Source organism: Cedecea sp. (assembly GCF_036500665.1).
GTDB lineage: Bacteria > Pseudomonadota > Gammaproteobacteria > Enterobacterales > Enterobacteriaceae > Cedecea.
This window is the reverse complement of record NZ_DASYBS010000016.1, coordinates 56973-74499: the sequence shown is the minus strand read 5'-3', so window position 1 is coordinate 74499 and position 17527 is coordinate 56973. Positions and strand designations below refer to the sequence as shown.

The following is a 17527-nucleotide window of genomic DNA, read 5'->3' as shown; positions in this document are numbered from 1 at the left end:
TCGGATTTTGCCACCATTATACGGACTTCACTGCCGCCATGCTGTATTTTTGTTAAATTAGCGTGAAGCTGGCCGCCTACTCCCATCCCGGACCTGGTTATACTGAAGCTGTCTATCTCTGGGGAAGTCGTTTTGGTATTCTGACGTGCTCAAGCGGATGAAAAGAGAAATTATGGAATCCTGGTATCTTCTGTACTGTAAACGTGGCCAATTACTGCGCGCAAAAGAACATCTTGAGCGCCAGACGGTAAATTGCCTTACGCCAATGATCGCGCTGGAAAAAATAGTGCGTGGCAAAAGAACTACGGTCAGTGAGCCCCTGTTCCCTAATTATATGTTTGTTAAGTTCGACCCGGAATTCATTCATACCACCACAATCCATTCAACTCGTGGCGTCAGTCATTTCGTGCGCTTCGGCGCCCAGCCGGCAACGGTTCCGGAGAAGGTGATTGGCGAACTGGTGCACTACCAGGATGAGAATATCACCGATCCTGAGACACCTTATGCGGGTGACAACGTGGTCATCACCGAAGGCGCCTTCGAAGGGCTCCAGGCAATCTTCGCCGAGCCAGACGGTGAAGCGCGCTCAATGTTACTGCTTAATTTATTGAACAAGCAGGTGCGGCAAAGCGTCAGGAATACCGACTTCCGTAAGGTTTAATACAAAAAGGCCAGCAAATGCTGGCCTTTTTAGTTTGGTGACAAACAGCGGAAAACGCGGTTTTCAGCTGTTTGGGGCAAACCAGAGAACATCATTCATTGTTTTTATCAGGCCTGGGTTACGGCTTTTAAGGATAATGGACCGCGTCAGAACCTGAAAGGCCAGCAAATGCTGGCCTTTGAATAACGTCAATGCGACTAGCGCTGCATCTGCTCGTCGTGCAGCCACTGGGCGACACGTTTTGAGAAATACGTCAGCACGCCATCGGCTCCGGCACGCTTAAAGCACATCAGCGATTCCATAATTGCAGGTTTCTCTGCCAGCCAGCCGTTCTGAATAGCCGCCATGTGCATGGCATATTCACCGGACACCTGGTAGGCAAAGGTCGGTACGCCAAAGGTATCTTTCACCCGACGAACAACGTCAAGGTAAGGCATCCCTGGTTTCACCATCACCATATCAGCCCCTTCCTGCAGGTCCTGCGCCACTTCCTGCAGCGCTTCATCGCTGTTGGCAGGGTCCATCTGATAAGTCTTCTTGTTGCCACCTTTCAGGTTACCCGATGAACCAATTGCATCACGGAACGGTCCGTAGTAGCAGGAAGCGTATTTTGCCGCATAAGACATAATCTGGGTATTCACGAAGCCATCCGCTTCCAGATGATCGCGGATCGCGCCAATACGTCCGTCCATCATGTCGCTGGGCGCAACGATTTCTGCGCCAGCTTCAGCATGAGATAACGCCTGGCGAACCAGAATTTCGCGTGTCACGTCGTTCATAACATAACCATCGGCATCAATAACGCCGTCCTGGCCGTGCGTGGTATACGGATCCAACGCGACGTCGGTCAGCAAGCCAAGCTCAGGAACCGCATCTTTAAGTGCACGCACGGCACGCTGCACCAGCCCGTTAGGGTTATATGCTTCCTCTGCATGCAGAGATTTACCATCGCTTTCGATAACCGGGAACAAAGAGAGCACCGGCACACCCAGCTTCGCGACCGCCTCTGCTTCTTTCAGCAGCCGATCGATAGTCATGCGATAAACGCCCGGCATTGACGGCACTTCCTGCTGCTGGTTGTGGCCTTCCATGACAAACACAGGGTAGATGAGGTCGTTTACCGTGAGTTGGTTTTCAGCCACAAGGCGGCGGCTGAAGTCATGGCGGCGTACGCGACGCATACGACGACCGGGAAACGTACCGGGAAATGCATAGCTCATTTAACTTTCTCCTGATTAAAACCCAGTCGGAATAACCGACGAGCGTTGTCATCTGTTACCTGCGCAAGCCAGGCCGGGTCTTCACCTCGCCATTCAGCTACCTTATTCAGGATATGGGGCAGATAACAGGGTTCGTTGCGGCGGGACGCAGGTTTTGGTTGTAGATCCCGGGGCAACAAATAGGGTGCATCGGTTTCCAGCAGCAACTGCTGAGCGGGAATTACCGGAAGTAACTCTTTTAAGGCCAGCCCGCGACGCTCATCGCAAACCCAGCCGGTAATGCCGATAAACAGTCCGCGCAGCAGGCAGTCGCGCGCTTCGGCTTCAGTGCCGGTAAAACAGTGCAGCACCACGCCAGGCAGTTGCTCAAGCCATGGATCCAATAGTGCCAGGAAACGCTCATGTGCATCGCGACAGTGTAAAAATACAGGCATCATTAGCTCAGCGGCCAACGCCAACTGCGCGGTAAAAGCGCGTTCCTGCTCGGCCGGGGTAGAAAAGTTGCGGTTAAAATCAAGGCCGCATTCGCCTATGGCGACGACCTGAGGTGCTGCGGCTAACTGGCGGATGGCGTCCGCTGTTGCGTCATTCCACTGGCTGGCATAGTGCGGATGTACCCCCGCCGTCGACCAGCAGTTGTCATACTGCTGCGCCATGAGCAACGCGTGTTCACTTTCATGGAGGTTGGTACCGGTCAACATCATGCCGCTCAGGCCAGCCTGCCACGCTCGCGTGACCACTTCCGCATGGTCTTTCGCGAATTGCGAACTGGTTAGATTCACGCCAATATCAAACATCTCACCCTCCAAACGACAACCGCCCCTGAGGGCGGTTATTTAGTTACTGCTCTTTTTCAGAGCGCGTTTCTTCAGGTTCAGACTCATCATCTTCATCGCCATTACGCCCTTTACCGACGTAGAAGCGGGAGAAGAAGACGCCAACCTCAAACAGGCAGTACATTGGCACCGCCAGAAGGGTTTGCGAGAAAACATCCGGCGGCGTCAACAGCATGCCGACAACAAAAGCGCCCACCAGAATATAAGGACGTTTCTGTTTCAGCGACTCCGGTGTCGTCACGCCCATCCAGCACAGCAGAATAATGGCGACGGGCACTTCAAACGCCACGCCAAAGGCCATAAAGAGCGACATCACGAAGTCGAGATATTTCGTTATATCCGTTGACACCACCACCCCTATTGGCGCGGTTTTCGTCAGGAAGCCAAACGCGAGCGGGAAGACAACAAAGTAAGCAAAAGCAATGCCGATATAAAATAGCAGCGTGCTGGAGAACAGCAGCGGCATCACCATTTTACGCTCATGCTTGTACAGCGCAGGCGCGATAAAGGCCCAAATCTGGTAGAGAATGACCGGCGCTGCCAGGAACACCGAAACGTAAATCGTTAATTTAATCGGCGTAAAAAACGGTGATGCGACATCGGTCGCAATCATCGTTGACCCCAACGGCATGTGTTTTATCAGCGGTGCAGAGACTACCTGATAGATGTCGTTGGCGAAATAAACCAGCGCCAGGAAAATTACCAGCACGGCGATCATGCTGTTCAGCAGGCGCTTACGCAGCTCAATCAGGTGGCTGATGAGCGGTTGGGTATCTTCAACAGCCATGGTTACGATTTTTCACTCGGAGATTGCGTTGAGGTCGTGACGGGTGCAGCTTCAGACGCGGGTTTCACCTGCTGTTCAATAACAGGTTCCGGTCCCCCCCCCTGCGAGGCGGCTTGTTCCTGAGGAGCGACATCAGGCGAGCTGGCCTGATGCGCAGCGCTGGCAGGCGTCACGCCTTCATGGCTTTGCAGCTCATCCTTCACCAGAGGGTTATGGATGGTATGCGCCTCGTCACTGTTCTTTTCGGGATCGTTCTGGGTATACGAACGTTTCATCGACTCGGCGGCCTGGCGCAGTTCGTCCATTGACGCCTTTAGTTCTGGCGTCAAATTATCCATACTGGCTTTCTCGACCTTTTTCAGGCTGTCCTGCAGCTCCTGCAGCTTCAGTTCCTGAGCGAGTTCGTTCTGCACCGTGGTGGCGAGAGAGCGCAGCGCGCGTACCCAACCAACAACTGTTTTTACCGCCACCGGTAAGCGCTGCGGGCCCAGAACAATCAGGCCAATCACAAACACCAGCAGCAGTTCGCCGAAACCAATGTCGAACACGGTTTATACCTGCTCTTTGTCGTTGCTTTTCGCTTCGTCTTTTTTCACGTCGCTCGGTTTTTCAGAGAGGGATTTCGCTGTGAAATCAGCATCCTTCTCACCCTTTTCTTTCTCTTTACTGTCATCGTCACCCATGGCTTTTTTGAAGCCTTTAATGGACGCCCCAAGATCTGAACCTAAAGAGCCCAGCTTCTTGGTGCCAAACAATAAAACAACGATAACGACAATGATTAGCAATTGTGGCCAACTGATGCCCATACCTACTCCTGAATAAAGATGTTAAGGCAATGAGAACCGCTATTATACGGCAATCACCCGTTAATTCCGATTAAAGTTCAGGCAGTACGCCGCCAGCCAATGAGCCAAACAACGATTCCACCCGCCATCAACCAGGCAGGCATAAAGTCCCACTCAGGTTTGTTGATCAGCAGCAGCGTGCCACTCAATATGAGCGTGGCACCCATGCCGAACAGATAACGCGACTGTCCCTGCCGCACGTGATGAACTTGCAGGTCGCGCTGAATTTTATCAACGCTCTGCTGTAATTGCTTGCCCTGGCGCAAACTGTTGTACACCAGTTCCGGCAATTCCGGCATTTTTTCCACCCAGAAGGGGGCTTTTTCTTTAAAAGCTCGAACCAGGGCAGGGATACCAACCTGATCTTTGATCCAACTTTCAAGGAAAGGTTTCGCCGTTTTCCACAAATCAAGCTGCGGATAGAGCTGACGACCAACCCCTTCGACGTATAAAAGGGTCTTTTGCAGTAAAACCAGCTGTGGCTGCACTTCCATATTGAAACGGCGCGCGGTATTAAACAGGTTCAGCAGCACGTGGCCGAAGGAGATTTCAGCCAGCGGCTTCTCGAAAATAGGCTCGCAGACGGTGCGAATGGCAAACTCAAACTCTTCGACGTTAGTGTCCGGCGGTACCCAGCCGGAATCCACATGCAGCTCGGCGACTTTGCGGTAGTCACGGTTGAAGAAGGCGATAAAGTTTTCTGCCAGATAGCGCTTATCGTCTTTGTTCAGTGAGCCCACAATGCCGCAGTCGATGCCAATGTATTGCGGATCTTCCGGGCGATCGTAGCTCACGAAAATATTGCCCGGGTGCATATCGGCATGGAAGAAACTGTCGCGGAAGACCTGCGTAAAGAAGACCTGCACGCCACGCTCGGCAAGAAGCTTCATATTTGTGCCCTGAGCTTCCAGCGCGACGGTGTCGGACACGGGAATACCGTAAATTCGTTCCATCACCATCATATTTTCACTGCAATAGTCCGAATAAACTTCCGGCACATATAGCATCGGGCTGTTTTCAAAGTTGCGACGTAGCTGGATGGCATTGGCAGCTTCACGCAGCAGGTTTAGCTCGTCAATCAGCGTCTTTTCGTACTCACGCACCACTTCCAGCGGACGTAAACGACGACCATCAGGCAGCAAACGAGGCACCCAGCGGGCAAGGCGATAGATGAGCTTCATATCAGCCTTAATCACCGGAAGGATGTCCGGCCGAATAACCTTAATCACGACCTCTTTGCCGCTCGCTTTCAGCCGGGCGGTGTGCACCTGAGCGATAGATGCAGAGGCCAGAGGTTTGATTTCAAAGTCATCGAACCAGCTTTCAACCGGGATGCCGCCCATCGCCAGCTCAATTTGCTTTTTCGCCAGCGCACCGTCAAAAGGCGCAACTCTGTCCTGCAGCATCGCCAGCTGATCGGCAATCACCGGCGGGAAGAGATCCCGGCGGGTGGAAAGCATCTGGCCGAATTTAATCCATACCGGCCCCAGTTCCTGCAGCGCAAGGCGAAGACGTTCCCCCAATGGCTTCTCACGATGACGGTTAGGCATCCAGAACAGACAGCGCCGCCAAATGCGCAGCGGCAGCGTAATACGAATTTTAGGGATTAACTCATCGAGGCCATAGCTGAGGAAGGTACGGACAATGAAATAAAGGCGACGAAGTTCTCCTGGCGTCATTTGCCCTCCAGCTTATCCAACCGGTCGCTGAGCGTGGCCACCGAGCGAGCGAGCGCTTCGGTTTCCTCTGCAAACCAAGCCACCTCCAGTGAACCAGGAGCAACGCGCCACTCTTCAGTGAGCGCTTCGCCGAGGTACTGCTGATTGCGGATAAATCCTTTTTTCAACAGGCTCCCCCCGCTGCGAACGACTTTACTGATGCTTTCCGAGGCAATATCACCAATATAAGGCGCCAGTAATTCTGCCGGGTCAAACTCCGCGAGATCCATCAGGGATGCCAGATTTTGTACAACCTGAATGTCACCTTCGACTTCCAGCTCGCCGCTACGGATAAGCGCAGTGAGCTGCTGGCGGTCCCGCAGCTTTGGTAATACACCAATGCGCGTCGTAACATTACAGTCCGCCTCACCTTCCCACTGGCTCAGGACATCCAGATGCTGTTCACTGAACACCAGCACCAGCGGTGCGGAAAACTCTTTCAGGCTAACACGTAGCGTTTTGCCCTGCAGGCGCTGACGCGCAGATTTCAGACTACGGTCGCGCCAGAGGAAGGTGTTCAACACACCTTCAATTCCGGCAGTCATAAGCGGCATAAATGGCATCGCGACTCCCTGGTTAAAATTTATAGCCACGGTGCAGGGCGACGATCCCACCGGTCATATTGTAATAGGTGGTGTTTTCAAACCCTGCGTCTTCCATCATCCCTTTTAGCGTCTCCTGATCCGGATGCATGCGGATGGATTCTGCCAGGTAGCGGTAGCTTTCGCCATCCTGAGCCACCATTTCACCAATGCGCGGCAAAATGTGGAAGGAGTAGGCGTCGTAGGCTTTGTTCAACGGCTCGAAAGCCGGTTTGGAAAACTCAAGCACCAGCAGGCGGCCACCAGGCTTGAGGACGCGGAACATTGAGCGCAGCGCGGCGTCTTTATCTGTGACATTGCGCAGGCCAAATGAAATGGTGATGCAGTCAAAGGTGTTATCGGGGAACGGCAGCGCTTCGGCGTTGGCCTGCACGTATCTCACGTTCCCAACAATGCCGATGTTGCGTAGCTTTTCGCGCCCCATTTTCAGCATTGAGTCATTGATGTCCGCCAGCACCACTTCACCGGTTTCACCCACCAGGCGAGAGAATTTCGCCGTCAGATCGCCCGTGCCGCCCGCAAGGTCCAGCACGCGCTGGCCGCGACGTACGCCGCTACAGTCAATCGTGTAACGTTTCCACAACCGGTGGATACCAAAAGACATCAGGTCGTTCATTACGTCGTACTTCGCCGCAACAGAGTGGAACACGTTCGCCACCATATCGACCTTCTGCTCTTTTGCTACGGTACGGAAGCCAAAGTGCGTTGTTTCCTGGGATCCGGACTCCTGGGATTCATCAACCATCTCAATGCCTGCTTAATCAAGAAAATGTTCGGGAAGTGTAACAGAATGGGCGCGAAAGCCCTATGATTCAACCGTGCGGCTAAACCTTAGCTCAACGCCCTTCTCCTGAACGTTGTGAAGCAAATTCATCAAATTCAGGCGCTGATTCTGCGCTCTCGTGGCCCAGCCGTGCGGAATCATCTTCATCTTCCTGATGAGCACGTTCGACCAGATCTGGATTAATCTCACGCTTCACTTCTACCCCAAGCCCGCGAAATGCCTCAGCCTGAACCAGAATATTTCCACGCCCCGACGAAAGCTTTTTCATCGCCTGGCGGTAGTTATCTTGTGCCTTATCGAGGCTTTGGCCAATCGCGGACATATCATCCACGAACAGGCGCATTTTGTCGTACAGACGCCCAGCGCGCTCGGCGATTTGCTGGGCGTTACGGCTTTGATGCTCATAGCGCCACAAATTGGCAATGGTACGCAGCGCCACTAGCAGCGTCGTCGGGCTCACCAGCATAATGTTGTTTTTCAGCGCTTCACTAATCAGCTCGGGCTGGCGGTCGATTGCCAGCAAGAAGGCGGGTTCAACCGGGATGAACATCAGCACGTAGTCCAGCGAACGCAGGCCCGGCAGTTGCTGGTAATCCTTACGGCCCAGAAGGCGAATATGGCTGCGGATAGCGGCAATATGCTCATTCAGCGCGCTTTCACGCGTGAGTTCATCTTCACCGTTGAAGTAGCGCTCATAGGCCACCAGCGTCATTTTCGCGTCGATAACAACGTCTTTGCCCTGCGGCAGGCGAACAATGACGTCCGGCTGCATACGGCTGTTGTTTTCAAGCTGGATGTTCACCTGAGTCTGGTATTCATGACCTTCGCGCAGGCCAGAAGCTTCAAGCACGCGGGTTAACACCACTTCCCCCCAGTTACCCTGGGTTTTGTTGTCACCCTTCAGCGCTTTGGTGAGGTTCAGCGCCTCTTGCGCCATATGGGCGTTGAGCTGCTGCAGGTTGCGGATTTCGTGCGTTAGCGTATGGCGCTCGCGCGCCTCCTGGCCAAAACTCTCCTGGACCTGGCGACGGAAGCCGTCGAGCTGTTCGCGAAGTGGCGAAAGGAGCACATTCAGGCTTTGGCGGTTCTGCTCTTCCACCTTACGCCCGCTCTGCTCAAAAATACGGTTTGCCAGATTCTCAAACTGCTCGTTCAGGCGCTGCTCGCTGTTGAGCATTTGACGATGCTTGTCTTCGGCATTGAGCCGGGTTTGCTCCAACAGGGTGGTCAGTTCACGGATATCCGCCTCCTGCCCGCTATTGATTTCCATCTGGGTGCGGACTTCACGGTTAAGCTGCTCGCACTCTTCCCGCCAGTGCTGACTTTGCTGAAGCTCCTGGCGCGCGGCGGCAAGCTCCCCGTAGATTTCACGCTGTTCTTCGTGCAAAGCCGCCAGCCGCTGAGCCGCACGCAGGCTGGCAATAAGCCAGCCGGTCAGTAAGCCCACCAGCCCAATGCCCAGCCCAAACAACAGTGAAATATCCATGCTTCCCCCAAAACGATACCAACAGCGGCAAGATAAAATTCTGCTGTATAAATGTCCAGATGAAAAGGAATTTTCCGGAAGGCGCTACGCAAAGCATAAAAAAAGCCGGCGAGCGCCGGCTTCGAATTGAAAACAGGGAAAACTACAGCAGGCGACGGGCCGCCTCGACCACGATTTTCACCGCGTGGCTTTCCGTTTTCTTCATGGTTTCCGCGTTAGGGATCTCTTGCTGGGTACGGTTCACGATAACCCCGGCAACCATACCCGCACGCAGGCCCTGGCTGGAGCACATGGTCAGCAGCGTGGCGGATTCCATTTCATAGTTCATCACGCCCATCTCCTGCCACTCTTTCATCGAGCCCTTGAAGCGGCTAACGACGCGGCCGGACAGCGTGTCGTAACGCTCCTGCCCCGGGTAGAAGGTGTCTGAAGAGGCGGTTACGCCAATGTGGGTCGTGGCGCCTACGGCTTTTGCCGCCTCGACCAGCGCGGTGGTACAAGCGAAGTCTGCTACAGCCGGATATTCCATTGGCGCGAAGTGCAGGCTGGCCCCGTCAAGGCGAACGGATGCGGTAGTCACCAGCACGTCGCCCACGTTGATGTTCGGCTGAATCGCCCCGGTAGTCCCGACGCGCAGGAAAGTACGGATGCCAAGCTGCGCCAGTTCTTCAACCGCAATAGAAGTAGAGGGGCCACCGATGCCGGTAGAGCAGATGATAACCGGCTTACCGTCCAGCTCAGCACGCCAGGAAGTGAATTCACGATGGGAAGCCAGCTTAACCGGCTTGTCCATCAGCGCGGCGATTTTTTCCACACGCTCAGGATCGCCAGGGACGATGGCGAGCGTAGCCCCTTGCAGGTCATTTTTAGTGAGGCCGAGATGGAAAACATCAGACTTGGACATAACAAACTCCTCTGTTGAGTAGGTTTCAGGAGAAGCAAAGCGACACTTTACAGAACCCCTGAGCATAATTTCGTGATGACGCTCACTTTGAATGAAACAAATTACATTATCCGTATTCATATAAGTGACCAAAGTCACATATACAAATCGATCGGGCTATTTTTTGAACTTCATCTGCGTTTTTTGGCGACCAGATTTGTTACTAATCCTGGCTATAGTTATCACACTGCGCTAATGCTGGTTCGGAGAAAACCATGAAACAAAAGCAAACAACACATAACACACCGGGCGAAGGCTTCGCACCGGCGGCCTCACCCATCGCTTCCACCACCGTGTTAACACCGGACGATGCCATTGTTTCCGGGGAAACGTCCATTCCAAGCCAGGGCGACAATATGCCGGCTTATCACGCGCGGCCTAAAAATGCCGATGGGCCGCTTCCTGTGGTTATCGTCGTTCAGGAGATTTTTGGCGTACATGAACATATCCGCGATCTTTGCCGCCGACTGGCGCTTGAAGGGTATCTGGCCATCGCGCCAGAACTTTACTTTCGCCAGGGCGAACCGGGAGACTTCGCCGATATCCCAACGTTGCTGAGCGGGCTGGTTTCAAAAGTGCCGGACAATCAGATACTGGGCGACCTTGACCATGTGGCCAGTTGGGCTTCCCGTAACGGAGGCGACGCGCATCGCCTGATGGTGACCGGTTTTTGCTGGGGCGGGCGCATTGCCTGGCTGTATGCCGCGCACAATCCACAGCTTAAAGCCGCGGTGGCGTGGTACGGCAAGCTGGTAGGAGACAAAACATTAAACTCTCCGCATCATCCCGTAGATATCGCCGTCAACCTTAATGCCCCGGTGCTCGGCCTATATGGCGGCCAGGATACCGGGATTTCTCAGGAAAGCGTCGAGACGATGCGCCAGGCGCTGCGAGCGGCAAATGCCAATGCGGAAATCATTGTCTACCCGGAAGCCGGCCATGCTTTTAACGCAGATTACCGCCCGAGTTATCATGAAGAGTCGGCCAAAGACGGCTGGGAAAGGATGCTGGCCTGGTTTAAGCGGTATGGCGTGAGGAAATAACGCCTGTCGGATGCCTGTGGCCTGCACACTATGACGGGCCGTGGTATAGGCGGCTACGTCACATTTTTGACTGATTCAGATATTTCTCGCAATTTTCCACGAGTAAAATTAATTTAAGGAGTATGACGAAGTTTTGACCAATGGATGAGGTCTCGCATGATACGGGAAATGAACGATATAGATCGAGGCGGGTTAAGAAGGTTAACGCTCGGTGAGGTTAACCTGGCCCGCACACTCTACGCTTTCACCCTCCGCTATAACGAAGTTTGGATCCACCGCAGCAGCTACCTACCGTTTAATCTACAAAATAACAATTATGCCATGTCACCAAACGGCGAATTTTACTTTCAGGAAGGAACTTATGAACCTTATTTTTCGCACCCGTATTTAAATAATGATCGCGTGGGCGGACAACATCTATTTTTACATGAAATGATGCATGTCTGGCAGCACCAGAAGGGAATGATGGTGAGAATGCGAGGCTTGTTCTCTTGGGCTGTCGATTACAACTACACGCTAGATAAAGCCTCTCTTTTAGACTACGGGTTGGAGCAGCAAGCTGCAATGGTCACTGATTATTGGCTGCTTAAAACGTATGTATTCGGCAATCGCTCGGATTTGTATCGCCTCAAAGATTACGATCCTTCTGAGTCTACCCTTAGCCTCATGGCCCGCTATGAGAAGGTGCTGGGGAGGTTTCCGCATTGAAACGATTATTACTCATCTCTGTCTTGTCCACGCTGGCTGGATGTGGCGCAGGAGACCGGGTGCCCCCGTGGCGTAGTTTTCTCATCATGCACGATTTACTTTGCTTCTCCGTCAATAAGTCTGACGTCCTAAGCCGCTACGGCATCTATTCAGAACAGGGCAGAGACTACAAGATATTAGCGGAGAGGTCGCGTGTAACGCTCTCCTATCCTGAATCCTGCCTAAAAGTGCCGCTGACACCGGGCTACATCTATGCGACGTCATACACGCTGAACGGAGAGAACTACCGCTACAATTTTTTTATCGACAAAAACGGAAAAATACTAAGCACAAAAGCAGGAGAGCGATAATGTCATTACCAACCTACGTGTACATTTACGATGAGAACGGGCAACAAATTAAAGGCAGTTGCCTGTCGTTGGGCCGTGAGGACGCGATAGAAATCATGAATAGCGGTTAGAGCATGTACCAGGTGACTTGTTCAAGTACTGGTAAACTTATTATCGAGTGGTTTTACATCGACGGGAATATTAAATATGACGATGACTGGAGTCGCCCGGTTGGCTACAATCGCCAACAGCAGCAAAAACGAATCACTACCGCAGTGATTGGCTACTTTAGCCACTCACTAAGCGCCTCATAAATTGCCTTTTTGTCGGCCCCCCAACAGTCAGCAGCTCCAGTATATTTTGATATTCCCGGCATAAAGAATCGCAACAGCGTATGGGAGTAACCAGCTACCCTGTGAAAAGACGGAGACTCTCGCCTCCGTGACTAGCATCAAGCACTACGCAGGTTCTGTGCCGCCTGGACCATGTTCGCCAACGCCGCACGAGTTTCTGGCCATCCGCGCGTTTTCAGGCCGCAATCCGGGTTAACCCACAGGCGCTCTGCCGGTACGGACTCCGCGGCTTTCTTCAGTAGCGCTTCAATCCACTCAACATCTGGAACGTTTGGGGAATGGATGTCGTACACGCCCGGCCCGATTTCGTTCGGGTATTCGAACTCTTTGAACGACTCCAGCAGATCCATATCGGAACGAGAGGTCTCGATGGTTATCACGTCTGCATCCAACGCCGCGATAGAGTCCATGATGTCGTTGAATTCGCAGTAGCACATATGGGTGTGGATCTGGGTGTCGTCACGCACCACGGCGGCGTTCAGGCGGAAGGCCTCAACGCCCCACGCCAGATAAGCCTGCCAGTCGGACTGACGCAGCGGTAAACCTTCACGCAGAGCGGGTTCATCAATCTGGATGATACCGATACCTGCGGCTTCCAAATCCGCCACTTCATCACGCAGGGCCAGAGCAATCTGCTTCGCGATAGTCTCACGGGAAACATCTTCGCGCGGGAAGGACCAGCAAAGAATTGTCACCGGGCCCGTCAGCATACCTTTAACCGGTTTGTCGGTAAGAGACTGCGCGTATTTCGCCCACTCAACGGTGATCGGCTCAGGGCGACTGATATCGCCAATAACAATCGGCGGCTTCACACAGCGAGAACCGTAGCTTTGCACCCAACCGTTCTGAGTAAAGACGAAACCATCCAGATGCTCGCCGAAGTATTCCACCATGTCGTTACGCTCGGCTTCGCCGTGCACCAGCACGTCCAGGCCCAGACGCTCCTGCTCGGCAATCGCCTGTTTAATGTGTTCGGCGATGCCGGTGCGGTAGTTGTTGGCATCCAGCTTCCCTTTCTTGAAGTCCAGGCGCAGGCCACGGATTTCGGTCGTTTGCGGGAAGGAGCCGATGGTCGTCGTTGGCCACGCCGGCAGATTGAAACGTTCACGCTGTGCCGCCGCACGCGCGGTATAGGAACTCTGGCGCTGGCTGTCCTGCGCGGTGATTTTCGCCAGGCGTTCGCCCACTGCGGCATTGTGCACGCGCTTAGACTGACGGCGAGCCTGAATCGGCGCACTCCATTCGGCAATTTTCGCAGTATCGCCGCTGTTCAGCGCTTCGGTCAGTAAGGACAGCTCGGCACACTTCTGCAGGGCAAAGGCAAACCAGCTTTTAACTTCAGCATCCAGACGAGTCTCTACGCTCAGGTCAATTGGGCTGTGCAGCAGGGAGCAGGAAGAGGCTACCCACAGCTCACGTTTACCCCCCAGGTCTTTCAGTTGAGCATATTTCTCAGTCAGGTCGGCACGCCATACGTTACGGCCGTTGATCACGCCCGCAGACAGCAGCCAGTTTGCAGGCAGCTTCTGATGAATCTCTTTCACATCATCTTTGCCGTGAACAAAGTCTACGTGCAGGCCCTGTACCGGCAGCGCAGTGATGGTCTCCAGGTTCGGGCCAACGCCTTCAAAGTAGGTGGTCAGCAACAGCTTAACCTGGCCGGTCAACGCGTCGTAAGCTGGTTTGAACGCATCAAGCCACGCCTTTGGCAGCTCCAGAACCAGCGCAGGCTCGTCGATCTGCACCCATTCAACGCCGCGTTTCGCCAGCTCGGCCAGAACCTGCTGGTAAACCGGCAGAATGTCTTTCAGCAGGCTCAGGCGGTCAAACTGCTCGCCCTTCACTTTGCCCAGCCACAGGTAAGTCACCGGCCCCAGCAGGACAGGTTTCACCTTGTGGCCCAGCGCCAGCGCTTCGTCGATTTCTTCCAGCAGCTGAGTCCAGGTCAGTTTGAACTGCTGACCCTTGGTAAATTCCGGCACCATGTAGTGGTAGTTGGTATTGAACCATTTGGTCATTTCTGCGGCGGCGGCAGGCTCGCCGGTTGGCGCACGACCACGACCGATGCGGAACAGCGTATCGATATCGACGCTGCCGTCTTTGTTCTGATGACGAGCCGGCACGTTACCGAGCAGCAGGCTGGTGGTCAGAACATGGTCGTACCAGGCAAAGTCGCCCACCGGCAGTAATTCAACGCCGGCCTGTTTTTGTTGGTCCCAGTGGCGGGCGCGCAGCTCGCGGCCAACCGCCAGTAATTCTTCACGGGAGGTACTCCCTGCCCAGTAGCTTTCCTGTGCTTTTTTCAACTCGCGCTTAAGGCCGACGCGAGGGAACCCCAGGGTGTGATTATGGATTGTCATGGTCTTTCCTCTATTCGGTGCGATGTATTTAGACGTCCAGATGTTTACACTTCTATAATCCGCAGGTACTGTATATTCCTCAAGCGCAATTTGTTCATGCCGAAGTGAAGGACTTTCATGATCGAGATTAAACACCTGCGGACGCTGCAAGCGTTACGAAACTGTGGCTCACTGGCCGCAGCGGCCGCCGCACTGCATCAGACCCAGTCGGCCCTCTCCCACCAGTTCAGCGATCTGGAGCAACGGCTTGGCTTCCGCCTGTTTATCCGTAAAAGTCAGCCGCTTCGCTTCACGCCACAGGGGGAGATCCTGCTGCAGCTTGCCGAGCAGGTGTTACCGCAGATTGGCCGCGCGCTGCAGGCCTGCAACGAACCGCACCAGACGCGGCTGCGTATTGCGATTGAGTGCCACAGCTGCATTCAATGGCTGACCCCGGCGCTGGAGCAATTCCGCCAGCACTGGCCGCAGGTGGAGATGGACTTTAAGTCCGGCGTGACATTTGATCCGCAGCCCGCGCTACAGCAGGGTGAACTGGATATCGTATTAACGTCCGATATTCTGCCGCGCAGCGGGCTACATTATTCGCCGATGTTTGATTTTGAAGTTCGCCTGGTGATGGCCACCGACCATCCTCTGGCGAAGAAAGCGAGCATCGAGCCCGAAGATTTAAGTGACGAAACGCTGCTGATCTATCCGGTACAGCGTGAACGCATGGATATCTGGCGTCATTTCCTCCAGCCAGCGGGCGTTAGCCCATCGCTGAAAAACGTCGATAACACGCTGCTGCTGATTCAGATGGTGTCGGCGCGCATGGGCATTGCCGCGCTACCGCACTGGGTGGTGGAAAGCTTTGAGCACCAGGGCCTGATCGTCACAAAGACCCTGGGCGAGGGATTATGGAGCCGACTGTACGCCGCGGTCCGCGATGGCGAACAGCGCCAGCCGGTGACCGAAGCGTTTATTCGCTCGACGCGCCAGCACGCCTGTGACCACCTTCCGTTTGTGAAGAACGCGGAGCGCCCCATCGGCGATGTACCCACAGCGAGGCCATTATCACCGTTCCCCCAATGATAAAGCTCGGCCAGTGCGGCTGCTCCTGCCAGATGGCGAGGTTAACCAATAGCCCGGCGGGCACGTGAACGTTATTCATGATGCCGAGCGTACCGGCGTCCACCTGGGTTGCACCGTAGTTCCACATAAAGTAGCCCAGCCCGGAAGCCACTACGCCAAGCCAGACCAGAATCCCCCACTGTAGCGTAGTGGTGGGGAGCTTTTGTGGATTACCAAGAACAAACCAGGCCGCTGCGGCAACGATAAATGCCCCAAGATAGAACCAGGAAAACGCACAATGCTGCGGCATCGGGTGCGTTTCCATCAGGCGCTTGTAGCCAACCATCCCAATGGCGAAACAAATATTTGCCCCCTGCACCAGCAGCAGGCCAACCCAGAAATGGTCGCTCACTTTGTCGTAGCGGATGATCGCCGCGCCGATGACCGCCAGCCCCGCGCTTAGCACATAGCCCCAACGTAGCTTATTGCCGCTTAGTAAATCGTAGATAAGCGTGACGTACAGCGGCGTCATCACCGTGAACAACAAGAATTCGGAGACCGTTAGGTATAAATAGGCGCGGAAGCTAAGCAGGTACATAACGCCCAGTTGAAGCGCCCCCACCAGCATATACAGCAGCAGCGTTTTTAGCCGGTAGCCCTTAAAACGCAGAAACGGCAGGAATACCAGCGCGGCAAGCCCGACACGCATCAGCACCGAGAAGTAGCTGTCCACATGCCCGGCAAGGTATTCGCCTATCAGGCTAAAAGAGAAGGCCCACAGAATCGTGGTGATGATAAGTAATGGCACAATGAGCAGTCCGCAACGAACAAGATTACGCCATTGTACCCAGAGGCCAGAGCATCAGCTTAACTATTTAGTTGACGAGTGGTCACGAATAAACCACTCGTCATTGTACCTGTTATTCAGCCTTAAGGAACAACCTGCGCAGGTAGTGCGGCACGGCGTTATCGCCGTTGGTGCCAATCACTTCAAGCTCCGGTAGCAGGTCTTTCAGGCGCTGATGAGCATTGCCCATGATGCAGCCCTTGCCAGCCATGCTCAGCATCTCAGCGTCGTTCATGCCGTCGCCGAAGGCGATGCACTCTTTCAGGCCGTAGCCCATTGCTTTCGAAACTGCTTCCAGCGCGTGCCCTTTGGAGACGCCGCCCGCCATCACTTCCAGGCAGGTAAGGGTAGAAAAGCTCACGTTTACGCGGTCACCCCAGCGGGCGTTAATCGCCTGCTCCAGCGGCAGCAACGTATCGTGGTCGTCACAGGTGAAGAACACCTTGCTGACGCCGTCTGCCTCCAGCAGGCCCGGCTCAAATAAGGTGTAGCTGAATTTGGCTTCCTGGAAATATTTCATCTCTTCCGGGCGGTGGCGGTTCATAAACCACTCGTCGCCCCGGTAGACGTTGGTCACGATATCCGGGTTGTTATGCACCACTCCAAACAGATCCTGAGCAATATCATGGTCGAGATCGTGAGAGAAGAACAGATTGCCGTCGGTATCGTGCACGCGCGCCCCGTTAGAGGTGATCATGTACGCCTTGATCTCAAGGTTATCGCGGATTTGCGCCACATCGATATGGTGACGACCGGTAGCAAAAACAAAGTTAACGCCTTCAGCTGTGAGCAGTTTTAACGTTTCTTTCGCATAAGCGGAGAGGAAATGATCGGGAGACAGCAAGGTGCCATCTAAATCTGAAGCAACGACGTGGTACATAGAGACCTCTGGTAATACTCGTCATACTTCAAGTTGTAGGGGTGTTGGCTGCACTCACTTACCCAAATCACTTAC

At 54.0% G+C, this 17527-nt stretch carries 19 protein-coding genes; 6 read left to right on the top strand and 13 right to left on the bottom strand.

Going from position 1 to position 17527, the window contains the following annotated elements; all coding sequences use genetic code 11:
* Positions 1-172: 172 nt before the first annotated feature.
* The gene (gene rfaH / locus VGM55_RS02725; protein ID WP_154189475.1) at positions 173-661 is read left to right on the top strand and encodes a transcription/translation regulatory transformer protein RfaH; all 489 of its coding nucleotides are present in this window, start codon (positions 173-175) and stop codon (positions 659-661) included.
* A 197-nt stretch (positions 662-858) separates the two neighbouring features.
* On the opposite strand, the gene hemB is transcribed toward rfaH, so the two are convergent.
* From hemB to udp, 10 genes are all read right to left on the bottom strand, one after another.
* Positions 859-1881, bottom strand: coding sequence for a porphobilinogen synthase (gene hemB / locus VGM55_RS02720; protein WP_154189474.1), 1023 nt, complete (start codon positions 1879-1881; stop codon positions 859-861).
* Positions 1878-2678 (bottom strand): 3'-5' ssDNA/RNA exonuclease TatD, encoded by an 801-nt coding sequence (tatD, locus tag VGM55_RS02715; RefSeq protein WP_154189473.1) that lies wholly within the window; start codon positions 2676-2678, stop codon positions 1878-1880. The genes hemB and tatD overlap by 4 nt, the downstream gene beginning before the upstream one ends.
* Positions 2679-2721: 43 nt before the next feature.
* Positions 2722-3504, bottom strand: coding sequence for a Sec-independent protein translocase subunit TatC (tatC, locus tag VGM55_RS02710; RefSeq protein WP_061277786.1), 783 nt, complete (start codon positions 3502-3504; stop codon positions 2722-2724).
* Positions 3505-3506: 2 nt separating this feature from the next.
* On the bottom strand, positions 3507-4052 hold the full coding sequence (tatB, locus tag VGM55_RS02705) for a Sec-independent protein translocase protein TatB (protein ID WP_331634503.1): 546 nt from the start codon (positions 4050-4052) through the stop codon (positions 3507-3509).
* Between the two features lie 3 nt (positions 4053-4055).
* Positions 4056-4310: a twin-arginine translocase TatA/TatE family subunit gene (gene tatA / locus VGM55_RS02700; protein WP_038476829.1), complete on the bottom strand. Its 255-nt coding sequence runs from the start codon at positions 4308-4310 to the stop codon at positions 4056-4058.
* A gap of 77 nt (positions 4311-4387) precedes the next feature.
* A complete protein-coding gene (gene ubiB / locus VGM55_RS02695; protein WP_154189471.1) occupies positions 4388-6028 on the bottom strand; it encodes a ubiquinone biosynthesis regulatory protein kinase UbiB in 1641 nt (546 codons plus the stop codon).
* Positions 6025-6630 (bottom strand): ubiquinone biosynthesis protein UbiJ, encoded by a 606-nt coding sequence (ubiJ, locus tag VGM55_RS02690; RefSeq protein WP_331634502.1) that lies wholly within the window; start codon positions 6628-6630, stop codon positions 6025-6027. The genes ubiB and ubiJ overlap by 4 nt, the downstream gene beginning before the upstream one ends.
* 13 nt (positions 6631-6643) lie before the next feature.
* Positions 6644-7414, bottom strand: coding sequence for a bifunctional demethylmenaquinone methyltransferase/2-methoxy-6-polyprenyl-1,4-benzoquinol methylase UbiE (gene ubiE / locus VGM55_RS02685; protein WP_154189469.1), 771 nt, complete (start codon positions 7412-7414; stop codon positions 6644-6646).
* Between the two features lie 91 nt (positions 7415-7505).
* The gene (gene rmuC, locus VGM55_RS02680; RefSeq protein ID WP_331634501.1) at positions 7506-8939 is read right to left on the bottom strand and encodes a DNA recombination protein RmuC; all 1434 of its coding nucleotides are present in this window, start codon (positions 8937-8939) and stop codon (positions 7506-7508) included.
* Between the two features lie 142 nt (positions 8940-9081).
* Positions 9082-9843, bottom strand: coding sequence for a uridine phosphorylase (gene udp / locus VGM55_RS02675; protein WP_008455474.1), 762 nt, complete (start codon positions 9841-9843; stop codon positions 9082-9084).
* Positions 9844-10097: 254 nt separating this feature from the next.
* Between udp and VGM55_RS02670 the strand changes: the two genes are divergently transcribed.
* The 4 genes from VGM55_RS02670 (at position 10098) to VGM55_RS02655 (ending at position 12276) form a co-directional block, all read left to right on the top strand.
* Positions 10098-10925: a dienelactone hydrolase family protein gene (locus VGM55_RS02670; protein WP_331634500.1), complete on the top strand. Its 828-nt coding sequence runs from the start codon at positions 10098-10100 to the stop codon at positions 10923-10925.
* Positions 10926-11081: 156 nt separating this feature from the next.
* A complete protein-coding gene (locus VGM55_RS02665) occupies positions 11082-11633 on the top strand; it encodes a type IV secretion protein Rhs (RefSeq protein WP_331634498.1) in 552 nt (183 codons plus the stop codon).
* Positions 11630-11983, top strand: coding sequence for a putative T6SS immunity periplasmic lipoprotein (locus tag VGM55_RS02660; RefSeq protein WP_331634497.1), 354 nt, complete (start codon positions 11630-11632; stop codon positions 11981-11983). Before VGM55_RS02665 ends, VGM55_RS02660 begins: the two co-directional genes overlap by 4 nt.
* A gap of 113 nt (positions 11984-12096) precedes the next feature.
* Entirely contained in the window at positions 12097-12276 is a 180-nt protein-coding gene (locus tag VGM55_RS02655) for a hypothetical protein (RefSeq protein WP_331634496.1), read from the top strand.
* A 137-nt stretch (positions 12277-12413) separates the two neighbouring features.
* Here the strand turns inward: VGM55_RS02655 and metE are convergent, their stop codons facing one another.
* Complete coding sequence (gene metE, locus VGM55_RS02650; RefSeq protein ID WP_331634495.1) at positions 12414-14675, bottom strand: 5-methyltetrahydropteroyltriglutamate--homocysteine S-methyltransferase; 2262 nt, start codon at positions 14673-14675, stop codon at positions 12414-12416.
* Positions 14676-14792: 117 nt separating this feature from the next.
* Here metE and metR point away from each other — a divergent pair, with 117 nt between their 5' ends.
* Entirely contained in the window at positions 14793-15746 is a 954-nt protein-coding gene (metR, locus tag VGM55_RS02645; protein WP_154189462.1) for an HTH-type transcriptional regulator MetR, read from the top strand.
* On the opposite strand, the gene VGM55_RS02640 is transcribed toward metR, so the two are convergent.
* Both VGM55_RS02640 and yigL read right to left on the bottom strand, forming a co-directional pair.
* The gene (locus tag VGM55_RS02640; protein WP_331634494.1) at positions 15634-16533 is read right to left on the bottom strand and encodes a carboxylate/amino acid/amine transporter; all 900 of its coding nucleotides are present in this window, start codon (positions 16531-16533) and stop codon (positions 15634-15636) included. The two genes, metR and VGM55_RS02640, sit on opposite strands and share 113 nt — an antisense overlap.
* Positions 16534-16645: 112 nt before the next feature.
* Positions 16646-17452, bottom strand: a complete 807-nt coding sequence (yigL, locus tag VGM55_RS02635; RefSeq protein ID WP_154189460.1) for a sugar/pyridoxal phosphate phosphatase YigL — start codon at positions 17450-17452, stop codon at positions 16646-16648.
* Between the last annotated feature and the right edge of the window lie 75 nt (positions 17453-17527).